This is a genomic window from Nocardiopsis sp. TRM 82005 (assembly GCF_056312425.1).
Window position 1 is genome coordinate 83,213 of record NZ_JBWDTQ010000025.1, and the last position, 19,899, is coordinate 103,111.

Annotated in this window: 22 protein-coding genes and 2 pseudogenes; 13 read left to right on the top strand and 11 right to left on the bottom strand. The window is 71.6% G+C overall.

All coding sequences use genetic code 11. The features are described from left to right. Nucleotides 1–29 precede the first annotated feature (29 nt). The 6 genes and pseudogenes from AC0T5L_RS20230 to AC0T5L_RS20255 all read right to left on the bottom strand — a co-directional run bounded on the left by AC0T5L_RS20230 (nt 30) and on the right by AC0T5L_RS20255 (nt 3,745). Nucleotides 30–1,043, bottom strand: a complete 1,014-nt coding sequence (locus AC0T5L_RS20230; protein ID WP_476167023.1) for an ABC transporter substrate-binding protein — start codon at nt 1,041–1,043, stop codon at nt 30–32. 13 nt (nt 1,044–1,056) lie between these two features. Continuing rightward, nucleotides 1,057–1,830: an ABC transporter ATP-binding protein gene (locus AC0T5L_RS20235; protein WP_476167024.1), complete on the bottom strand. Its 774-nt coding sequence runs from the start codon at nt 1,828–1,830 to the stop codon at nt 1,057–1,059. After that, the gene (locus tag AC0T5L_RS20240) at nt 1,830–2,852 is read right to left on the bottom strand and encodes a FecCD family ABC transporter permease (RefSeq protein ID WP_476167025.1); all 1,023 of its coding nucleotides are present in this window, start codon (nt 2,850–2,852) and stop codon (nt 1,830–1,832) included. Before AC0T5L_RS20240 ends, AC0T5L_RS20235 begins: the two co-directional genes overlap by 1 nt. A gap of 267 nt (nt 2,853–3,119) precedes the next feature. Then, entirely contained in the window at nt 3,120–3,350 is a 231-nt protein-coding gene (gene rpsN / locus AC0T5L_RS20245; RefSeq protein ID WP_476167071.1) for a 30S ribosomal protein S14, read from the bottom strand. Next, a pseudogene (gene rpmB / locus AC0T5L_RS20250) lies at nt 3,336–3,596 on the bottom strand (50S ribosomal protein L28); the annotation flags it as partial. The pseudogene rpmB and the gene rpsN, both read right to left, overlap by 15 nt. Continuing rightward, nucleotides 3,593–3,745: a hypothetical protein gene (locus AC0T5L_RS20255; RefSeq protein WP_476167026.1), complete on the bottom strand. Its 153-nt coding sequence runs from the start codon at nt 3,743–3,745 to the stop codon at nt 3,593–3,595. The pseudogene rpmB and the gene AC0T5L_RS20255, both read right to left, overlap by 4 nt. Between AC0T5L_RS20255 and AC0T5L_RS20260 the strand changes: the two genes are divergently transcribed. Beyond that, the gene (locus tag AC0T5L_RS20260) at nt 3,738–3,968 is read left to right on the top strand and encodes a hypothetical protein (RefSeq protein WP_476167027.1); all 231 of its coding nucleotides are present in this window, start codon (nt 3,738–3,740) and stop codon (nt 3,966–3,968) included. The two genes, AC0T5L_RS20255 and AC0T5L_RS20260, sit on opposite strands and share 8 nt — an antisense overlap. Before the next feature lie 153 nt (nt 3,969–4,121). On the opposite strand, the pseudogene AC0T5L_RS20265 reads toward AC0T5L_RS20260, so the two are convergent. Continuing rightward, a pseudogene (locus tag AC0T5L_RS20265) lies at nt 4,122–4,860 on the bottom strand (potassium transporter TrkG); the annotation flags it as partial. Here AC0T5L_RS20265 and AC0T5L_RS20270 point away from each other — a divergent pair. Then, nucleotides 4,826–5,122 carry a LysR substrate-binding domain-containing protein gene (locus tag AC0T5L_RS20270; protein WP_476167072.1) on the top strand — a complete coding sequence of 99 codons (297 nt, stop codon included), beginning with the start codon at nt 4,826–4,828 and terminating at the stop codon, nt 5,120–5,122. The pseudogene AC0T5L_RS20265 and the gene AC0T5L_RS20270 sit on opposite strands and share 35 nt — an antisense overlap. 454 nt (nt 5,123–5,576) lie before the next feature. Further along, nucleotides 5,577–6,278 (top strand): hypothetical protein, encoded by a 702-nt coding sequence (locus AC0T5L_RS20275; protein WP_476167028.1) that lies wholly within the window; start codon nt 5,577–5,579, stop codon nt 6,276–6,278. Between the two features lie 15 nt (nt 6,279–6,293). Here the strand turns inward: AC0T5L_RS20275 and AC0T5L_RS20280 are convergent, their stop codons facing one another. Beyond that, entirely contained in the window at nt 6,294–7,127 is an 834-nt protein-coding gene (locus tag AC0T5L_RS20280) for a pentapeptide repeat-containing protein (protein ID WP_476167029.1), read from the bottom strand. Nucleotides 7,128–7,470: 343 nt separating this feature from the next. Here AC0T5L_RS20280 and AC0T5L_RS20285 point away from each other — a divergent pair, with 343 nt between their 5' ends. Next, on the top strand, nt 7,471–8,478 hold the full coding sequence (locus AC0T5L_RS20285; RefSeq protein WP_476167030.1) for a VldE C-terminal domain-containing protein: 1,008 nt from the start codon (nt 7,471–7,473) through the stop codon (nt 8,476–8,478). 45 nt (nt 8,479–8,523) lie between these two features. Here the strand turns inward: AC0T5L_RS20285 and AC0T5L_RS20290 are convergent, their stop codons facing one another. Next, on the bottom strand, nt 8,524–9,381 hold the full coding sequence (locus AC0T5L_RS20290) for a lysostaphin resistance A-like protein (protein ID WP_476167031.1): 858 nt from the start codon (nt 9,379–9,381) through the stop codon (nt 8,524–8,526). A gap of 191 nt (nt 9,382–9,572) precedes the next feature. Between AC0T5L_RS20290 and AC0T5L_RS20295 the strand changes: the two genes are divergently transcribed. The 9 genes from AC0T5L_RS20295 to AC0T5L_RS20335 all read left to right on the top strand — a co-directional run bounded on the left by AC0T5L_RS20295 (nt 9,573) and on the right by AC0T5L_RS20335 (nt 18,411). Next, complete coding sequence (locus AC0T5L_RS20295; protein ID WP_476167032.1) at nt 9,573–10,172, top strand: HD domain-containing protein; 600 nt, start codon at nt 9,573–9,575, stop codon at nt 10,170–10,172. Between the two features lie 152 nt (nt 10,173–10,324). Continuing rightward, the gene (locus tag AC0T5L_RS20300) at nt 10,325–10,675 is read left to right on the top strand and encodes an NADH-quinone oxidoreductase subunit A (protein ID WP_476167033.1); all 351 of its coding nucleotides are present in this window, start codon (nt 10,325–10,327) and stop codon (nt 10,673–10,675) included. Continuing rightward, complete coding sequence (locus AC0T5L_RS20305; RefSeq protein ID WP_476167034.1) at nt 10,666–11,742, top strand: hypothetical protein; 1,077 nt, start codon at nt 10,666–10,668, stop codon at nt 11,740–11,742. Before AC0T5L_RS20300 ends, AC0T5L_RS20305 begins: the two co-directional genes overlap by 10 nt. After that, a complete protein-coding gene (locus AC0T5L_RS20310; protein ID WP_476167035.1) occupies nt 11,739–12,665 on the top strand; it encodes a complex I subunit 1 family protein in 927 nt (308 codons plus the stop codon). The genes AC0T5L_RS20305 and AC0T5L_RS20310 overlap by 4 nt, the downstream gene beginning before the upstream one ends. A 10-nt stretch (nt 12,666–12,675) precedes the next feature. Further along, nucleotides 12,676–13,239, top strand: coding sequence for an NADH-quinone oxidoreductase subunit J (locus tag AC0T5L_RS20315; protein WP_476167036.1), 564 nt, complete (start codon nt 12,676–12,678; stop codon nt 13,237–13,239). Then, a complete protein-coding gene (nuoK, locus tag AC0T5L_RS20320) occupies nt 13,236–13,547 on the top strand; it encodes an NADH-quinone oxidoreductase subunit NuoK (protein WP_476167037.1) in 312 nt (103 codons plus the stop codon). Before AC0T5L_RS20315 ends, nuoK begins: the two co-directional genes overlap by 4 nt. Beyond that, nucleotides 13,544–15,484, top strand: coding sequence for an NADH-quinone oxidoreductase subunit 5 family protein (locus tag AC0T5L_RS20325; RefSeq protein WP_476167038.1), 1,941 nt, complete (start codon nt 13,544–13,546; stop codon nt 15,482–15,484). Before nuoK ends, AC0T5L_RS20325 begins: the two co-directional genes overlap by 4 nt. A 3-nt stretch (nt 15,485–15,487) precedes the next feature. After that, a complete protein-coding gene (locus AC0T5L_RS20330; protein ID WP_476167039.1) occupies nt 15,488–16,999 on the top strand; it encodes a complex I subunit 4 family protein in 1,512 nt (503 codons plus the stop codon). A gap of 5 nt (nt 17,000–17,004) precedes the next feature. Further along, nucleotides 17,005–18,411: an NADH-quinone oxidoreductase subunit N gene (locus AC0T5L_RS20335; protein ID WP_476167073.1), complete on the top strand. Its 1,407-nt coding sequence runs from the start codon at nt 17,005–17,007 to the stop codon at nt 18,409–18,411. A gap of 24 nt (nt 18,412–18,435) precedes the next feature. Here the strand turns inward: AC0T5L_RS20335 and AC0T5L_RS20340 are convergent, their stop codons facing one another. Beyond that, complete coding sequence (locus AC0T5L_RS20340; RefSeq protein ID WP_476167040.1) at nt 18,436–19,203, bottom strand: alpha/beta hydrolase; 768 nt, start codon at nt 19,201–19,203, stop codon at nt 18,436–18,438. A 207-nt stretch (nt 19,204–19,410) separates the two neighbouring features. Next, a complete protein-coding gene (locus tag AC0T5L_RS20345; protein ID WP_476167041.1) occupies nt 19,411–19,866 on the bottom strand; it encodes a MaoC family dehydratase in 456 nt (151 codons plus the stop codon). Nucleotides 19,867–19,899 lie beyond the last annotated feature (33 nt).

The following is a 19,899-nucleotide window of genomic DNA, read 5'->3' on the forward strand; positions in this document are numbered from 1 at the left end:
CAGGCCCCGGCCCCCGGCGGAGCCGACGGTCAGCTCCGCTGAACCCCGCGCAGGTATTCGGCGAACTTCTCCAACCCGTCGATGTTGCGGGGGCTGGAGATCCCCTCGTTGTAGTCCAGGACGAAGAAGTTCTCCTCGACCACGGCGGGCACCTCGGACAGGGCCGCGGAGGAGCTCAGAAACTCGATCTTGTCCTCAGCGGGCTGGTCGCCGTAGTCGAGGATGATGATCACCTCAGGATCGGCTTCCACCACGGCCTCCCAGCCCACCTGGGTCCAGCGCTCCTCCAGGTCGCCGAAGATGTTCTCCCCGCCGGCGTGGGAGATGATGTCGTTGGGCGGGACCTGGCTGCCGGCGGTGAAGGCCTTGTCAGTCCCCGAGTCGTAGAGGAACACGGGAACCGGTTCGCCATCGACCGCCTCCTCCTCCACCACCGCCGCCCTGGCCCGGTAGTCGGCCACCAGGTCCTCGGCCCTCTCCTCCACTCCGAAGATCTGGCCGAGCCGTTCCATGTCGGTGTAAAGGCCCTCGAAAGGAGTGACGTGCTCTGCGTATCCGGGATAGTTGAAGCAGGATTCGGCATGCATGAAACTCTGGATACCCAGATCGTCCAGGATTTCCGGTGTGATGCCCCGCTGGTCGCTGAAACCCGAGTTCCATCCGGCGACCACCAGGTCGGCCTCGGCGTCCACGACCAGCTCGCGATTGAGCAGGTCGTCGCTGAGGAACTCGGTCTTCGCGTACTCCTCAGCCCAGGGAGACTCCTCTACCGGGGGGTTCGCCGGCGGCAGCACGTATCCGTGGACGTGGTCGGTCAGTCCGAGCGCGAAGAGCTTGTCGGCGCTGCCTCCCTCGTACACCACCGCTCGCTGCGGGGCTGTGTACTCCACTTCCTGCCCGCAGCGCTGCACGGTCACGGTCGAGGACGTTCCCGTTCCCCCCTCCACCTCGGCTCCGCACCCGGAAAGAAGAACGGAAACCGCGGCGATCGGGAGCAGGGGCCGTCGGGGGAATCCGGTGCCCTCATGCGTGGGGGTTTTCATCGGTGGCCTTTCTTCAAACGGGGAGCCTGAGTCGGTACAGCAGTTGGGGGTCACCCGTTATGGGATGGGAGACGACTTCCGCTTCGATACCGAAGACCTTCTTGAGCATGTCCGACGTCAGTACCTTCTCCGGGTCGCCGAAGTCGACCAGGGACCCTTCGGAGAGAACGCCGATCCGGTCACACGCGGCCGCGGCCAGATTCAGGTCGTGCAACACCATGAGGACGGTGACCCCCGAATTCCTCAGCAACGACAGCAGTTCGATCCGGTGGCGGACGTCGAGGTGGTTGGTGGGCTCGTCCAGGACCAGGACCCGGGGCTCTTGCACCAGAGCCCGGGCGACCAGGACCCGTTGACGTTCGCCGCCTGACAGTTCGAGTACGCCCCGATGGGCGAGGTGGGCCACGTCCACCAGTTCCATGGCCCTTTGGCACAGGCCGAGTTCCCGGGCGCTGAGGGGTTGGTTGCCGCGCAGGTGGGGCGCTCGGCCCAGAGCGACGACCTCCTCCACCGTGAAGTCCAGGTCGCTTCCGCTCTCCTGGGTCAGGGCGGCGATGCGCTGGGCACCGCTTCGCGGGCTCAGGGACGCCAGGTCCTCCTCTCCCAGGACCACCCGTCCGGCGCTGGGCCGCAGAGCCCGGTACACGCACCGCAGGGCGGTGGACTTGCCTGACCCGTTCGGGCCGACCAGCCCGACGACCCGCCCCTCGGGCACGCTCAGGTCCAGGTGCCGAAGGATCTCGGTTCCGCCGAGGTCCACGGACAGGTTCTCGATACGCAGATCCATCAACGGCCTCCGAACAGGTAGCCCTTACGGCGCATCAGGGTGATGAACACCGGCACACCGATGAGTGCCGTGATGACGCCGAGAGGAAGCTCGCGCGGTGCCACGGCCACACGGGATACGAGGTCGACCCAGACCATGAAGACCGCTCCGACCAGGGGTGCGATCGTCAGAACGCGCCGGTGGTCCGCGCCGACCACGATGCGGACGATGTGGGGGATGACCAGCCCGACGAAGCCGATCGCTCCGCTCACCGCGACCATCGCTCCCGTCATGACGGCGGTGGCGGCGAAGAGCCTTTTGCGCAGTCGACCGGAGTCGGTGCCCAAGCTCGCCGCGGTCTCGTCACCCAGGGCCATCACGTCCAGGGATCGCGCCAGGCCGCGAAGCACGGTGGTGCCGACGAGTACGACGACGGTTACCACGGGAAGCGATCCCCAGGTGGCCGCACCGAAACTGCCCATGGTCCAGAACAGAACGGTGCTGGTCGCCTCACTGCTGGGTGCCAGGTAGATGATGACGCTCATGATGGCTTGGAAGCCGAAGGAGAGCGCCACACCGGTCAGGACCAGGCGCAGGGGGGTGATGCCGACCCTTGAGTAGGAGATGAGGTAGACGAGGAGCATGGCCCCCAGCGCGCCGAGGAAGGCTCCCGCGGAGACCGCGTAGATACCGAACACCGCCAGCACGCCCAGCGTGCTGACGAGGACCGCTCCGACGGAGGCGCCGGAGGAGACGCCGAGGATGTAGGGGTCGGCGAGGGCGTTGCGCACCATGGCCTGGACGACGACACCGACAGCACCCAGGCCAGCGCCGACGATGGCCGCGAGGAGAACCCGCGGGGTACGGATCTGCCAGATGATCTGGTAGCGGACTACTTCGTCGGCCTGGATCGTGCCTCCGCTCAGAGCGGCCCACAGGTAGCGCATCGTCTCGGGGGGAGACACGACCGCTGATCCGAGTCCGATGGCCATGATCGCTGAAGCGAGCAGGAGCAGGCTCAAGAGCACGGTCGCCGTGGCCACGCCCCGCGGTGTGGCGAGCCATCGGACTTGCGATGGTGCCGCAGGTGTCGAGGCGCGACCAGGGGAAGGCGGGCTCTTGTCCTGCGTGTGGGGGGTCTGCCGCACCCGGTCTCCTTCTGCGAGTTTCAACAATGACAATCATTATCATGACATGTTGGTTCTCGGGGCGCCACAGGTGCGCTGACGTCCCACACTGGCACCGGCGGTACGCCCCGCCCCTGGGGAAGAAGGGCTGGGCATGCCGCCGGATGTCCTTCGGATACGAGGTCACCAACTGGACTTGGTGATGCCGGGCAGTTCGCCGCGGTGGGCCATCTCGCGGAAACGGATGCGGGACAGGCCGAAGCGCCTCAGGTGGCCGCGCGGTCGGCCGTCGACGGAATCCCGGTCGCGCACACGCGTGGCGCTCGCGTCCCTGGGCTGGCGTCGCAGCTCGGCCGCGGCCCTGTCCTCGTCAGCGGAGCGCGGACTTTTGACGATGCGCTGCTCGCTGGGCAGCCAGTACCGCTTGGACTGGATGTTGGGATCGAACCTGCGCCCGGTGCGCCGGTGGGAGTGCGAGATGGCGTTACCGAAGGCGGGCGCCTTGCCCGTCACCTGGCATACACGTGACATGGCCGTCCTTTCCTGGTGCCGGATTCCTGTTCGGGGCCTGCTGTGGGGGAGCCGGGCGGGTGGGCGGCAGTGCCGCCCACCGGGAGTTCTCCCGTGCCAATGGTAATGATAATCATTATCGTACTTCATGGGGCACCGTGGTCGCGCGCGGGGCGCCCCTCCGAGGGGCGAAGGCGGGGGAAGGCCCTGGTCAGGCGCATCAGGACGACGTCGACGACCCCGGTCGCGTGGTCGTCGGAGATGCTGGCCTCACCCGTGAGGCAGTGGTGGGTGAGCATCGCCGGGGCCCAGACCGTCCTCGAACTCGTACCCGAGACCGGCCCCGAACCGATCGCCGCCACGGGTGTGGCACTGATCAGCCTGGCCGTGCTCTGGCTGACCCTGCTGGACCCCGCCGGGGGCTACCTCCTCGGTGCCCTTGGCCTGGTGGTGCTCGTGGCGGTGTTCGGCGCGGCCGGCCGGGGAGCGGAGGCCGCGGCTTCCGCTCCCCGGATGTGCTGACCGCGGGAATCGCGGCCGCGTTCCTGGTCGGGAGCGCGTTCGGCCCGGCTGCGCTGGTCGTCACCCTCATCGGTCTCCACGGAGCCGGGACCAAGGCGGCCGCGGCCGGTTAGGACCGCTCCTGTCCGCGGTTCCCGGCCCGCGCCCGTGACGTCAGCCGACGATGGGGTGTTCCTCGGGGTATCCGTAGCGGCGCGTGCGGTGGCCCAGCGCCAACGCCGAGGCCAGGGTGATGGGGCCGATCCGGCCGGTGAACATCAGGAAGACGATGATCGCCTCGCCCAGCGGGGGGCAGGTCTCCGGTGATACCGGTGGACAATCCCACGGTCGCGAACGCCGACACCGCCTCGAACAGCACCTGGTCCAGGGAGAAGGGCGTGATGGTGAGCAGCGCGAGCGTGTAGGCGACCACGAGCCCGACCGCCAGCAGCACCACGGTGAGCGCCTGGCTGATCACACTGGCCGCCAGGCGCCGGTGGGCCACGTGCACCGTCTGTTCGCCGCGCGCGTTGGCGTAGATGACGAAGGCCAACAGCGCGAACGTGGTGACCTTGACACCGTTGGCCGTGCCCGCACTGCCGCCACCGATGAACATCAGGACGTCCGTGGCCAGCAGGGTCTGGGAGTTCATCGCCCCGAAGTCCAGTGTGTTGAACCCGGCGGTGCGGGTGGTCACCGTCTGGAAGAACCCGCTCAGGAGCTTGCCGCTGACGAGCATGCGCACGTCGCCCAGGGTGAGGCTCTTGGCCTCCGCCCGGGTGCGTACGGTCAGGCGCAGGCTGAGGCTGCGGCCCACCATCAGCGACAGCACGGTGGCCAGGGCCATGATCCCGAAGCCCCCGATCTGGATGAGCACCATGTTGACCGCGGGCTTCACCCCGAACATCGCCCACTACGCCGACGAGCGGGATACCGGCATGGCCCTGGTGACTCACGGTTTCGGCATCATCCTCGTGCCCCGGCTCGCCCGACTCCACCACTGGCCGGTGGTGCGCATTCCGCTGAGCGACGAGCCCGCTCCCACCCGGCGCATCCTGGCCGCGACACGGCTGGGACACCGCGACCATCCGGTGATCGCGTCCGCGCTGTCGACGATCCGCGCGACCGCGACGGCGCTCCGACCGCTGCCCCGGCGGCCCGAAGACGGTTCGTGACCCGCTCCGCGGACACCGCGCAGCCCGGCCCGCCAACCAGCGGCGGGCGTCAGAACCCCTCGGGGCCGGTGGGGCGGCCATCAGGCAGGCCGCCGGAGGGATGGCGAGCACGAGGGGGAATTAGCACCCTTTTAGCGCGGACAGGCCGCGAAGTACTGTTCTGACCGGTGAAAGTGGGTCTTCGGAAGGGAGGCCCCTCGGCTATGACACGTGGTCGGCCGCGTACCTGTCCGGGTTCCGCGCTCGGAGCGGGCGGGACCCACCGGCTGCCGTACCGGGAACACCTGTTCGTGCCGCCGTCAACGACACCGGTGCGCCCGCCGCCGCGCGGGAGTGGTTCCGCTCCCGGGTCCCCCACAGCGGCGACGGCGCTGGCCGCGTTCCGACAGAAGGGAGGACACGTGATCGCGGGACCCTCCGCGCGGCCTCCTTCCCGGCTGAGGAGCCTGACGCGGTGCTTGACCCCGTCACCGTTCCGCCGACTGCGTCAGCTGAGCCACTGGACCAGTCCGCCCCAGCTGACCGCGGGGCCTTCGCCTCCGTGATCACGCTGGGCACGGTCGCGCTGTCCCTGCCGATGGCCACCGATTCCGACGGGGCCGCCCCCTTCCTCACCGCACTGTTCACCGCCATCTCATCGGTGTGCGTGACCGGGCTCGTCGTCGAGGACACCCCCGAGTACTGGTCGGCCTTCGGCGAGGTCGTCATAGGGGGTGTGCTCGGTACCGTCCTGGTCTGCTCCGTTCTCACCCAGCGGCTCGTGCCCGTGCTGGGTCCACGGGACGCCCAGCTCACCGGGCTCACCGCCGTTTTCGCCAGCCTCGTCCTCCTCGCGCTGTCCATGGGCGCTTCGACGGCGCTCACCCTGCTCGCGGCGGTCGTGGCCGGCGCCGGCCACGGGCTGGCCTACGGCGGCGCGGCGGCCGCCGTGGAGGAGGCCGCGCCCGAAGGCCGGCGCGGTGCCCTCACGAGCGCGCTCTGCCTCGCCTTCTACCTGGGCGCCGGGTGCCCGGCGATCGCCATCGGACTGGGCACGCTCGCGGCTTCGCTGGCGACCGCGGCGACATGGGTCACCGCGGCGGCCGCCGCGCTCGTACCGGCGGCCGCCGCGGTGGTGTCCGTCCGCCGAGCTCAGGACGGACCGACGCCGCACTGACCCCGAGGTACGGGCCTACCAGTGCGAGGGGCGGGTGAGGGCGGGCGGCACCCTGGTCGCGGCGTCCCCCCGGGCCGCGTTGAGCTGGAGCTGGGTGAGGAAGAGGCTGTCGGACAGGTCGGCTCCGCGGATGTCGGTGTCGCGCAGGTCCGCCCCGGTCAGGTCGGCTGTTCTCAGGTCGGCGCCCCTCAGGTCGGCCGCGATGAGGAGGGCCCCACGCAGGTTCGCCCCGCGCAGACCGGCCCCTCGGAGCCGTGCGCCCATGAGATCGGCGCCCCGGTGGTTCCTCCTGCGGCCGGCGGCCTTGCTCCGGACCAGCTCGCTGGCCTGTTGCAGCAGAGGGTTCACGTCGCCGCGCAGCTCCGCCACGTCCACGTCCACGAGTGCCTCGGCGCTACCGAGGGTGAGCTGTTCGATGCCGTTCAGCGCGCGCCGAAGGTCTGCGTGGACGGGGCGCGCCCCGGGCATCCGCAGGGCCTCGTCCAGGTACCAGAGCAGTTCGTGGAGCTGCCGCATGACCGGGAACACCTCGAACATCCCGTCGGCGGTGTCGGGGGCCTGCCGCCAGCTCCTGCCCGAGAAGGTCACCTGGGAGACCTTCTGGCCAGCGCCGAAGCATTCGAAGACGGTACATCCCGGGAAGCCCCGTTCGCGGAGCTGTGAGTGGATGCCGCAGCGGAAGTCCTCCCGCAGGTGCCCACAGGGCTCTCCGGCCTTCTTGTCGACCGCGAAGTCCGCGGACGAGGTGAAGGGGAGGGCGACGCAGCACAGGCCGAAGCAGTTCGAGCAGTCCGACTGAAGGTCGGGGCGGGGGCTGTCCGGAGCGGCGGGCTCCTGGTCCTGGGGCAAGACGTGCGTCCTTTCCATGCCAGAGGGAGGATTCGGGGCGGCGGCGCTTCTGCTCCGACGGAGTATTCTCCCACGCCGCCGTGGACCGGGGGCGGCACCGTGTCGAGTGCCACGGGCTCGCCCGGGCCCCTCAGGAGGGCCTACAGGTTCATGTAACAAGACCGGTATTAGGTATATGACGGCTTGATCTCGTATTGTCTCCTGAGCACCCGCCGACCCGTGGGCACCTTCCCTTTGGTGCCGTGCGATGGGCACCCCGGCGCCGGGCTCCCTCCGCCCCGACTCGCCAACCTCTCGCCCCTCGCCTGTCGGGCTCGTTCGCGGTACGACCCATGGAGCTCGCATGAACCGGACCTTCGCCCCCTCTCCCGCCGATGCCCCGTCCCGTCGAGGCGTGCGCTCAGGCGCGAGGATCCTCGCGCTGGCACTGGCCGCCGTCCTCGTCGCGCCGTCGGCCGCCCATGCCGACCCCGACGACGTCGACATCGACGAGCTCAACGAGAGGGCCGAAGAACTGGAGGAGACCTACGAGGGCGAACTCCTCCAGTTCACCGAGATCGAGGAACGCGCCGAACAGGCCCGGGAGGAACTGGAAGAGGTCGAGGAGGAACTGGAGGGCTCCCGCTCCAACGTCGTCCAGATCGCCGCCAGCCAGTACAAGAGCTCCGGCCTGGACCCCGCGCTGGAGGTGTTCTTCAGCACCTCCCCCGAGAACCTGTCCCAGGACACCGCCATCGCGGAACAGCTGGGACGCCAGCAGGCCGGCCAGATCTCCGAGCTCGTCCAGCTCCAGGAGGACAAGGAAGCACTCGTGGAGGAGTCCGCGGAGGAGCTCTCCGAGGCCGAGGAGCTGCTCGACACCCTGGAGGAGGAGCGCGATGAGGTCGAGGAGGCCATCGAGCGCTACGAGGCCGAACAGGTCCCCGAGGAACCGGAGGAGCCCGAGGCGCCGTCGAACGAAAGCGCCGGCGGCACCGTCCCCGAGAGCGTCAAGGGGTGGGGCTTCGACGGTGCGACGCCGCGCATGGCCGCGATCCGTGACGAGGTCATCCTCAACGTCGGCTCCCCCTACGAGGTGGGCTGCGCGCGCAGCAGCAACGACGACCACGGTACGGGTCAGGCCTGCGACTTCATGGTGTCGGTGATCGGCACGCATCCGAACGCGGAGAACCGCGCGGCGGGGAACGCGATGGCCCAGTACGCGATCGACAACGTGGACCGGCTCGGTGTCAAGTACATCATCTGGGAACAGCGGATCTGGCACTCGACCAACCGCCAGTGGGTGGCGATGAACAACCGGGGCAGCGTCACGGAGAACCACTACGACCACGTGCACATCTCGTCCTACTGACGCCCGGCGTCCGCGCGGGGGAGGAGGGTCCCCGGCCCGGCACGGTCACCGCGCCGGGTCGGGGACGCGTCCACTCCAGCTTCCCTGCTCCCGGGTGAGCAGCGCCGTCACCAGGACGCCGAAGACGAAGGGGCTGAGGAAGACCGCCGGCATCAGGAGTTCCTGGTCGCCTCCGACGGTGAACAGGTGACCGTTCAACAGGGTCTGCGCCGCGGTCTGGAAGGCCAGGTGGAAGCCCACGCAGGCCCACACGCTCTGTGTGACCAGGCGGACGCACCCCAGGACCACGCCCATACCGAGGAACAGCGGAAGCCGCTCGGACACCGCGCCCCACCCGGATTCGGGGACCCACAGCGCCAGGCCGAACGCGGTGAACAGCACGGCCTGGGCCGACACCGCGAGCCAGCCCGGCATGGCGGCGCCGAGGTTGCGTTGCAGGTAGCCGCGGAAGATCAGTTCCTCGGGGATGGCCTCGAACAACAGCACCAGGACCACCAGGGCCGCCATGGTGGCGGCGGTCTCGACCGGGGACCGGTTCGGGACGATCTCCACCCACCCCGGCGCCACGACCACGGCCAGTCCCAGCAGGCCCGGGACCAGCCAGGAGACCGCGCCCACCAGGAACGGCGCCCATCCCCGGCGCGGTCCGCTCCGGAGGAGCCCCTCCCAGGGGCGCCGGTCCAGGTAGCGGCGGGCCAGCCACACCATGGGCACGGCCAGGGCGAATACGGTCAGGGCGTTCACCCAGTGCCGCAGCCCGGCCTGAGGCCCTTCGGGGAGGCGGTCGTTGATCCACCCCATCGTCTGCCAGACCAGGAGGGTCGCCGCCATGACGAGGGCGACCCGCAGGAGGAGGTGGGGCCTGCGCTCTTCCACGGCCGTCGCCGCGCTCGGAGGGTTCACGCCGCCAGCATCCCAGGAACGTCTCCGCCCCGGCATCAGGTAGTTCCCTGAGATGTCCCGGAACACCTCCGCCGCCCGCCCCGGGAAGGCCCCCGCCGCGGCGACCCGCCGTTGCGTCCGGGGTCCGCGCGGGCGTCGTCGGCGCCGGGCCTGGGGCCGGCCCGCGCCGGGACCTTGCGTAGAGTCCCCGTATGCAGATTCCGACCGACGGGGAGATCCGCTCCCTGCACCTGGAGCACGCGCCCGACCGCGAGGCCTTCGACCTCGTGTACACGCACTGTCGGATCGTGTGCGAGCTGGCCGAGCGCATCGCCCGCGCCAACCCCCTCCCCCTGGACCTGGACCTGGTGCGGGCGGGTTGCCTGCTGCATGACATCGGGGTGTACCGCCTCTTCGACGGCTCGGGAAGGCTCGACTACGCGCGGTACGTGCGCCACGGGGTGCTCGGGTACGAACTGCTGGCGGGGGAGGGGTACCCCGAGACACTGTGCCGGTTCTGCTCGTGCCACACGGGGGTGGGCATCACCAGGGACGACGTGCACATGCAGAGCCTGCCGATCCCGGTCGGCGACTACCTTCCCGGAACACTGGAGGAAGAGGTCGTGATGTACGCGGACAAGTTCCACAGCAAGGCGAACCCGCCGGTGTTCCTGACCGCGGGGGCCTACACGCGGAAGGTGAGCAGGTTCGGGCCGGACAAGGCCGCGCTGTTCGGGTCCATGGTGGACCGGTTCGGCGAACCCGCCGTGGCGGAGGTCGCCCGCGAGTACGGGCACGAGGTCCTCGACTGACCCCTCTTCCGGCGCGGATTCACGCCTCCGCGCGTTTCCCTCCCGGGTTCGCCCCCTGCTTTCTCCTAGCCTGATGGCCGGGCTGTGGGCCGTGTCCTTGACGGACCGCCGCTGAGGAGGGGGAGGCACGCCCGCGGCGGGGAGGGGAGCACATGGACTCGTTCGGACCGGCGCTCGTCCTCGCCGGGGTCGCGGCCGCCCTGGTCCTGGGGCTCTACGCGCTCTCGGCGGCGGTACGCCTTCGGAACCCTCCCGTGGCCTGTGAGCCGTTCCTTTCGGGCGCGGCGGTGTCCGAGCACGCGGTCTCCCGCTACCACGTGCGCTGGTACACGGTGACACTGCTCTTCCTGGCCTTCGACATGGAGATGGTCTTCATGTACCCCTGGGTGCTCGTCGTGGCGGACAAGGGGGCGCCCGCCGTCGTGGAGATGTTCGCCTTCCTCGCCGTCCTGGTCGCGGCCGTCGTCTACGCGTGGCGGGAGGGGGCGCTTCGGTGGACGTGACCGGATGGCTGCTGCGCCGCACGGTGCCGTGCGCCTTCGTCGTCACGGCGATCGGCGGCACCGGAGCGCGGCTGGCGGTGGAGAGGGCCATGCGCGAGCGCGGCTGGCGCCGGGCGCCGGCCCCGGCTGAGGCCGACCTCCTGGTGGTGTGCGGCCCCGTGGTGCCCGAGCTCGACGGGATGCTGGACCGGGTCCGGGGACAGATGCCCGGCCCGCGTGCGTGTGCGCGTGTCCCCTCCCCGGAGCGCGCGGTCGAGGCTCTGGAACGCGCCCGCGCCGACCTGCTCGACGTCGCCGCCCAGCGCCGCGACGCCGAGGAGCGCGATCGGGCCGCACGTGAACGGGCCGAGGCCGGCGGCGATGAGGACATGCCCGGCGGCCTGCCCATGGCTGAGCAGGGGGAGGACCGCGACGGCCTGACCCTCGACCGGCTGCACCTCGCCCTCGGCCCGGCCCTGCCCGACTGGCCCGCCGGGCTGTCCCTGCGGGTGGTGCTCCAGGGGGACGTGGTACAGGAGGCACGGGCCCGCCTCTTCGGTGCGCGGGAGGGCTCCTCCTTCTGGGACGCCCCGGACGAGGACGCCGACCGGAACCGGCGGACCACGGCGGCGGCCGCCCTGGACGCGGCGCAGTGCCTGCTGTCCGTCGCCGGATGGCCCGCGGCCGCCCTGACCGGACGTCGGCTGCGCGACGCGCTGCTGGAACCCGAACCCGATCCGCGAGCCGGGGCGGAACTGCGCCGCTGGCTGCGCGCGGTGCGTCGTTCACGCATGCTGCGCTGGGCCACCGATGGTCTCGGAGAAGTCGGCGGCCGCGTCCCCGAGGGGCTGCGCGGCGACGCCACCGACCGCTGGTCGCGCTGGCTGGAACACGCCGAGAAGGCGGTTCGGCCCCACACGGCCGTCACCGCACCGGCTCCCACCGGCCCCGACACCGCCGGGGCTGCACTGGACCTGGTGCCCGAACTCGTCGTCGGACAGGAGCTGGCGGCGGCACGGCTCACCGTGGCCTCCCTGGCCCTCGACACCGAGGCCGTCGGTGTCCACGCTCCGGAGCGGGACGCATGAACGGGGCCGCGCCGCTGTGGACCGTCCTGATCGTGCCCGTGCTGCTGTTCGCCTTCGGCTACGGTGCCGCCGCCGGTGCGGCCGCCCTCCGAGCGCGGGCCGCGGGGACCTCCCCGGGGACGGGACTGGCCGCTCCGGCGAGGGAGTCGGCCCGCCTGCTGGTGCAGCGGCGCAGGACGATCCCCGGCGCGGACACGCTGCTGTGGCGGTTGGGAGGCGCGCTGGTCCCGGTGGCCGCCGTGTTGGCGGCGCTGGTCATCCCTCTAGGCCCGGTCGCGGTCAGCGACCTGTCCGTCGGCGTCGTGTGGTTCAACGCCATGGAGGTGGTGATCTGGGCCGCGCTGTGGATGCTGGGCTGGGGGGCCGACTCGGTCTGGGGCCTGGTCGGGGGTTACCGGTTCCTCATCCAGGGGCTCTCCTACGAGCTGCCGCACATGTTCGCCCTGACCGCCGCCGCCCTGGGCGCGGGATCGCTGCGCGTGAGCGACATCGTGGCCGCACAGGAGCAGGTCTGGTTCGCCGTGCTGATGCCCGCGGCCTTCGCGGTCTACCTGCTCTCGGCGCTGGCCATGGCCTTCTGGGGCCCCTTCGGAGCACCCGTGGGCCGGGACCTGGCCGGGGGAGCCGCCGCGGAGCTGTCCGGGGTGGACCTCCTGGTCCTTCGCGCCGGGCGGTACGTGTTCCTCGCCGTCGTGGCCGCGATGGCGGTACCGCTCTTCCTGGGCGGCGGCGCGGGACCGCTCCTGCCCGACTGGGCGTGGACGCTGGTCAAGACGGCCGGGGTCGTGGCGCTCCTGGTCTGGTCGGGGCACCGGCTGCCCGTGGTGCGGATGGACCGGTTCGCCGAGGTGGGCTGGGTGGTCCTCATCCCGGTGGCCCTTCTGCAAGCACTCGGGGTCGCCGTGTTCGTGCTGATGCGTTAGGAGGAGGGAAATGTCCGAGACGGTGGTGTTCGCGGTCTGCGCCGTGTGCGCGGTCGCCTCCGGAGCCGCGGTGTTCGTGGTGGACTCCATGGCCCGGGCGACCTTCGCGCTGTTGGCGTCCTTTCTGTTCACCGCTGTGGCGGTCCTGCTCCTGGGGCTGTCCTACCTGGGCGTGCTGATCATCCTCATGATGATCATGGAGATGATGGTCATGGCCGTCTTCATGATCATGTACATGATGAATCCGGCCGGGCTGATGCCGATGACCATGGTGCACAACAAGGCCGGCTCCCTGGCCGTGTCCGCCGGGGTGTTCCTGCTGCTGGCCGCGGGCGCCGTGCTCGTGCCCTGGCCCGAGCGGGCGGGCGATCCACCCGCCGACCCCGCACTCGCGCTGGGCGGGGCGGTCATGGGAGAGCACATGCTCGTCATGATGCTCGTGGGCCTGGTGCTGTTCGCGACCATGGTGGCCGCCACCGTGCTCACCACCCACCGGGGCCGCTACGACCGCTACGGTGACGGCCTGCGGCGCGAGCGTCCCGACGACCCGGTCGGCGGCGGGCTCGGCCGATGATCCTGGAGGCGTACCTTCTCCTGGCGGCCGCCCTGTTCGCGGTGGGGCTCTTCGGCGCGCTCAGCCAGCAGTCCGTCGTCATGGTCATGATGGGCCTGGAACTGATGATCAACGCCGTCATCGTCGCCGCGTCGTCCCTGTGGTTCCACACCTCGCCCGAACGACCCGACGGGCAGGTCCTGGTCCTGGTCGCGATCACCGCGATGGCCGTGGAGATGGCGATGGGCTTCGCCGTCACCACCGCCATCTTCCGTGCGCGCGGCGTCGACATGGTCGACTCGGCCGCCGACCTGGGAGACCAGGGGTGACGGCGGTCCTGTGGGCGCTGGTGGGCCTGCCCGCGGCGGCGGGCGCGGTCCTGCTGGTGGCGGGCAGGCGCGCCGACCCGGTCGCCGCGCCCTGCGCCGTCGCCGCCGCCGGCCTGGTGCTGGCTGCGGCCGGTATCGCGGCGGTGCTTCGCCCGAGCACGCTCGTGCCGATGCTCGCGGGTATCCCCGCGGGCCTGGCCGTGGACGGCCTGTCGGCGGTCGCGGTGCTGACCGTGTCCGCCGTCGCCCTGGCGGTCGTACTCTTCGCCTCAGCCGAGATGGGGGCCGACCAGGCACGCGGCCGCTTCTTCGGCCTCATGTTGCTCTTCACGGCGGCGATGCTCACGACCGTGACCGCCACCAACCTGTTCGTGCTGCTCGCGGCGTGGGAGGTCATGGGCGCCCTCTCCTACGCCCTCATCGGCTACTGGTGGGGCGACGTCCACCGCGTCCGCTCGGCGACGCTGGCCTTCGTCACCACGCGGACCGGGGACCTGGGCCTGTACCTGGCCGCCGGTGCGGCCCTGGCCGGGGGGTCCGGCCCGCTCCGGCTCTCCGACCTGACCGCACTGGACGGCGGATGGCGGGACGCGGCCGTGGCCGGGCTGGTCATCGCCGCGCTGGGGAAGTCCGCGCAGCTGCCGTTCAGCTTCTGGCTCTCGCACGCGATGGCCGGTCCCACCCCGGTCTCGGCCCTTCTGCACTCGGCCACGATGGTCGCGGCGGGGGGTTATCTACTGGTGCGGATCGAGCCCGCGCTGACGAGCACGGTGTGGGCGGGGCCGGCGCTGGCCTGGACCGGAGCGGCCACCGCGCTGTTGTTGGGCGCGGTGGCCTTCCACCAGAGCGACCTCAAGCAGCTGTTGGCCGCCTCGACCTGCTCACAGCTGGGCTTCGTCGTCCTGGCCGCGGGCGCGGGCAGTGTGAGCGGCGGGATCATGCAGTTCGCCGCGCACGCCGCGGCCAAGAGCCTGTTGTTCCTGTGCGCGGGGGCCTGGTTGGCCGTCCTGGGCACACAGGGGTTGCGCGGTCTGCGCGGAGCCGCACGCCGGCGCCCCCTGGTCGGGGCGGCTTTCTCGGTCGGGGCCCTGGCCGTCGCCGGGCTGCCCCCGCTGCCGCTGTGGACGGCCAAGGACGAAGTGCTCGCCGCGGCGCTGCACCTCGGTCCCGCCCTGTACGCGACGGGTCTGGCAGCGTCGGCTGTGAGCGCTGCCTACGCCGCCCGGGCCCTGGCCGTGGTCTGGTCCCCGATACCGGCGGGGGAGGGCGGCGCGTACCGGCGCGGACCTGGCCGGCCGTCCCCGGCAGGGGTGCTGCCGCTGGCCGCGCTGGCCGCCGCCACGGTCGGGCTCGGAACCCTGGTGTTTCCCGCGGCGGCGCGGTGGTGGCGTGCGCTGCTGGGCGCGGCGGGCGAACCGGGACCCCCGGGATGGGCGATGGCGGTGTCGGGCCTGCTGGCCGTCATGGTGCTCGCCGCCACCGGATGGGCGACCGCCCGCGAACGTGTGGCCGCCGTGCCCGGTCAGCGGTGGATGGGCGGCTGGCTCGGTCTGGAGAGGGCGGCACACGCCCTGGTGGTCAGGCCCGTGACGGCGCTCGCCCGGGCCCTGGCCCTCGCCGACGACCGTGTGGTCGCGGGCGGGGCGAGGGCCGCCGCCCAGGTGACCGGGGACCTTGCCGGCCGCCTGGCCGCCTTCGACGACCGTGCGCTGGCCCGGGGAGTGCGCTCCTGCGCGGGCTGGGGGACACGCGCCGCCGACCTGGTCCGGCTCCGGGGCGAGACAGGGGCCGACGGGACGGTGCGCGCGGTCGCGTCCGGCGCGCGGGCCATGGCCGCGTGGGCTCTGCGCCCCCAGACCGGGCTGTTGCACCAGTACTACGTCCAGGCCGTCATCGCGCTCGTCGTCCTGGCCGCCGTCGTCGTCCTGATGAGGTGAGGCGTGCTCTCCGTCGTCGTGTTCCTGCCCCTGCTCGCGGGCCTGGTACTGCTGGCCCTCCCACGTCCGGGCGACGGGGCGGTGGCCCGGGCCTGGGTCGCGGTGGCGGCGCTGGACCTGGTACTCGTCATCGGCCTGTGGGCGTACCATCCGTCCGCCATGTCCTCTCCGGCGGCCGGGGCCGGCGGCCTCGCCTACGAGGAGCGGGTGCTCTGGATCCCCAGTGTCGGCGCGTCCTACCACGTCGGTGTCGACGGGCTCTCCCTGCCGCTGCTGGCCATGACGGCGGTGCTCTTCCTGGCGTGTGCGGTCTACTCACTGCGCCAGCGTCGGCGCGCCCGCGCCCACGCCGTCCTCTTCCTGTTCCTACAGACGGTCTCGCTGGGGCTGTTCAGCGCCCTGGACCTGTTGCTGTTCTTCGTCTTCTTCGACCTGTCCATCGTGGGGATGTACTTCGTCATCGCGGGCTGGGGGCACGGACAGCCGGCCCGGGCGGCGTTGCAGTTCTTCCTCTACACCTTCCTGGGGTCGCTGGCACTGCTGCTGGGCTTCATCGGCCTGTACGTGGCCTCCGACCCCCACACCTTCGACATGGTGGCGCTGGCGGACCAGACCCCTCTGGAGGGGAGGGGCCCGGCGGGCGCACTGGTGCTGCTGGCCATCGGTGCGGGGCTGGCCGTCAAGACACCCACCGTTCCCTTCCACACCTGGCTGCCCCCGGCGCACACCGACGCGCCCGCCGTCGGCTCGGCGATCCTGGCCGGGGTCCTGCTGAAGATGGGCACCTACGGGTTCGTGCGCATCGCGATACCGATCCTCCCGGGCGCCTGGGGCGAGTACGCGATGGTGGCCGTGGTCATCGGGGTGGTCTCCGTCCTGTACGGCGCGCTCGTGGCACTCGCCCAGACCGACTTCAAACGCATGATCGCCTACACGTCCGTCAACCACATGGGCTACATCATCCTGGGGCTGGGCGCCGCCGGCCTGGCCACGGACGCGCAGTCGGACGCGGCGTCGCTGGCGATCACCGGCGGGGTCACGCAGATGGTCAGCCACGGCCTGCTCACGGGCGCACTGTTCCTGTCGGCCGGTGTGCTGCACGAGCGCGCGGGCACCTACGACATGGGCTCCTACGGCGGCCTGGCCGAGAGGGCCCCGCGCTTCGCCGCCCTCGCGGCCGTGGCCTCCTTCGGTTCCCTGGGACTGCCGGGCCTGTCGGGGTTCATCGCCGAGTTCCAGATCTTCGCGGGCAGCCTCGGACCGGTTCCGGTGCCCACGGCGCTGGCGCTGCTGGGAATCCTCCTCACCGCGGCCCTGTTCCTGCGCGCGCTGCAACGGCTGTTCCTGGGAGGCCCGGGGCCGTGCACGGCCCGCGTCGGCGACCTGTCCATGCGGGAGACCGCCGCGATCGCGCCGCTCCTGGCCCTGGCCGTCCTCATCGGCCTCCTGCCCCGGTTCCTGCTCGACCGCATCGAACCGGCGGCCCGGGCACTGGCCGCCCTGGTGGCGGGGTGAGCGGGATGGAGGGAGTGGACCCGGCCGCCCTACTGCCCGAGCTGGTCCTCGCGCTCACCTCGGTGGGCGCGCTCCTGTTCGGGAGCTGGACGCCCCGGCGCCGACAGGGGCGCGTCCGCCTGTGCGTGGTCGCGGCGCTGCTGGTCGCGCTGGCCGCCACGGTCGCGGCGGCGGCGACCGGGACCACGGCGGAATCCGGCGGCTACACCGTGGACACAGTCACGCACGCGGTACGCGCCATGGTGCTCGTGGGAGTCCTGGCCACGGTCCTGCTCGCCGCCGAGGCCTTCGCCGACCACCCCCGCGAGTCGGAGTTCTACGTCCTGTTGCTGCTCGGGGCCCTGGGCACGGTGGTGCTGGCGGGCGCTGACGACCTGCTGGTGCTCTCCGTGGCCTACCTCCTGGCGAGCATCCCCCTCTACGCGCTGGTCGGCTTCGCCAAGGACGGTGCGGGGACCGAGGCCGCGCTGAAGTTCTACCTTCTGGGCGCCCTGGCGGGAATCCTGTTGCTGACCGGAGTCACCCTGCTGCTCGGTGCGGGCGCGACCACCGGTTACGCGGGCCTGGCCGCCGCCCTCACCGGGGCGCCGGCCGTCCTCGTGGCCGCCGGTGTCGTCGCGGTGCTGGCGGGGCTGCTGTTCAAGGCCGGGGGAGTGCCCGTCCACTTCTGGGTGCCCGACGTCACCGAGGGCACGTCGGCGCCCGTCGCCGCCTTCGTCACCACCGTGCCCAAGATCGGCGCGCTGGCGGCCCTGTACCGGCTGGGTGACCAGGTGCTGGCCGGGACCGCGCTGGACTGGACACTGCTGGCCGCGATCCTGGCCGCGGCGTCGATGACCCTGGGCAACCTGGGCGCCTTCTTCCAGACGAACGCGCGGCGCCTGTTGGCCTACTCCGCCATCAGCCAGGTCGGCTACCTGCTGATGGCCGTGGCCGCGGTGGGGGGCCGAGCGGAGCTGGTCCAGCCGGGCCTGCTGTTCTACCTCGGCGCCTATCTGGCGGCCAACCTCGGGGCGTTCGCGGTCGTGTGCGCCCTTCGGACCCGGACCCTGGAGGACCACGCGGGTCTCTTCCGCGGCCACCCCTGGCTCGCGCTGAGCCTGGTCGTGTGCCTGCTCGGCCTCGTGGGCACCCCGCCCACGGCGGTGTTCGTCGGCAAGCTCGTCCTCTTCACCGCGGCGCTGGAGGCGGGGCTGGGCTGGCTCATGGTGCTGGCCGCCGCCAACACCGTCGCCAGCCTCTTCTACTACCTGCGCTGGATCCTGCCCCTCTTCCGCTCCTCCGGGGGGCCGGCGGGGGAGGAGGGCCGGTCCGGATCCCCGGGCCGGTGGAGCACGGGCGTGGCCGTCACCGCCGCCGTCGCCTCCCTGGGGCTGGGGGTCGCGGCGGGGCCGGTCCTGGGCCTGCTGTAGCGTGCCGTACCGGGCCGCCCGGGGTCAGGGCCGGGGGAGGAAGCCCGCCATCAACTCGGCCAGCTCCCGGCGGGCCTCGGCGTCGCTGATACGGGCGGCGCCGTCGCCCACCTGGTCGCCGTGGGCGCCGAACTGGGCGTGGTTCCTCCCCTGGACCTGGTGCATGAGGGCGCTGGGCGGCAGATGCTCCCGGTTCTCCTCGATCGTGGCCGGGTCGGCGAGACCGTCGCGGCCGCCCGAGACCGAGACGACCCTCAGGTCGTCGCGTCCGGCCAGGTCCGCGCCGCCCGTGGCGTAGGAGCCCCACAGGACCAGCCCGCGGACCGGTGCTCCGCCGTCCCCGCCGGCGTAGGAGGCGGCCATCGTGCCGCCCGGCGAGTGGCCGCCCACGTACCACTTCCCGATACCGGCTCCGTGGTCGGCGATGGCCGCGGTCGCGCGGTCGGCGTCCAGCACCGCGAGGTTCAGCGGCATCGTGGGGATGACGACCCGTACCGCGCTTTCGGCCGCGATCGGCGCCCACGGCGCGACGTAGGCGTCGGGGGACACCCGCGCGCCCGGATAGAACACGATCCCGGTGCCAGGCCGCGCGTCGGCGGGCTCGACCACGACCACGTCGTCGGTTCTGACCACGTCCACCGCGAAGGTCCGTACCGCCTCCTGGTAGGCCCGCGACTCAGCCCTGTGCGGGGTGCGCGCCCAGGTGACGAAGCCGGCGACCGCGAGCACGAGCAGCAGGGCCAGGGCGGCGCCGGCGGCCCCCAGCAGCTTCCCGGCCCGAGCCCTCCTCACGTGGTGCTCCCGGCGGCACGGTGCCCCGGCCACCGCTGCGGGCCGGGCGTGTCACTTCGTTCGCCGAGGCCATAAAGCACGGTTTCCAAGATACTTGCTTGTTGAGGAATCCTTGGGGGCTGCGGTACGGGTGTGTCGCGGTCCCGTTCCGCGTCTCCGGAGGGCTCCGGCGGGCGAAGCCCCGGTCCACGTCCCGGCCGTGTGCGGTCAGGCCAGGTGCCGGTAGACGGCCTGGGCGACGCATGCGGGCCGGTCCGACCCCTCGACCTCGATCACGCCGTCCACCAGGATCTGTACCCCGCCCCTGACGGGGACGGTCTCCGCCAGGGTGGCGGCCAGGCGGACGCGGGCACCGACCCTGACGGGGGAGGGGAAGCGCACCTTGTTCAGCCCGTAGTTCACCGAAGCGGAGATCCCCTCGATGACGAGGACCTCGCTGATCATCGGGATGAGCAGGGACAGGGTCAGGTAGCCGTGCGCGACGGGCCCGCCGAAGGGGCCGTCCTTGGCGCGCTCGGGGTCGACGTGGATCCACTGGTGGTCGCCGGTGGCGTCGGCGAAGGTGTTCACGCTCTCCTGGGTGACCTCGATCCACGAACTGTGGCCGAGGTCCTTGCCGGAGGCGGCCCGTAGCTCGTCGAGACCGTTGACGGTGATGGGCATGGAGATGCTCCGTTCGGGGCAGAGGGTGCTGGG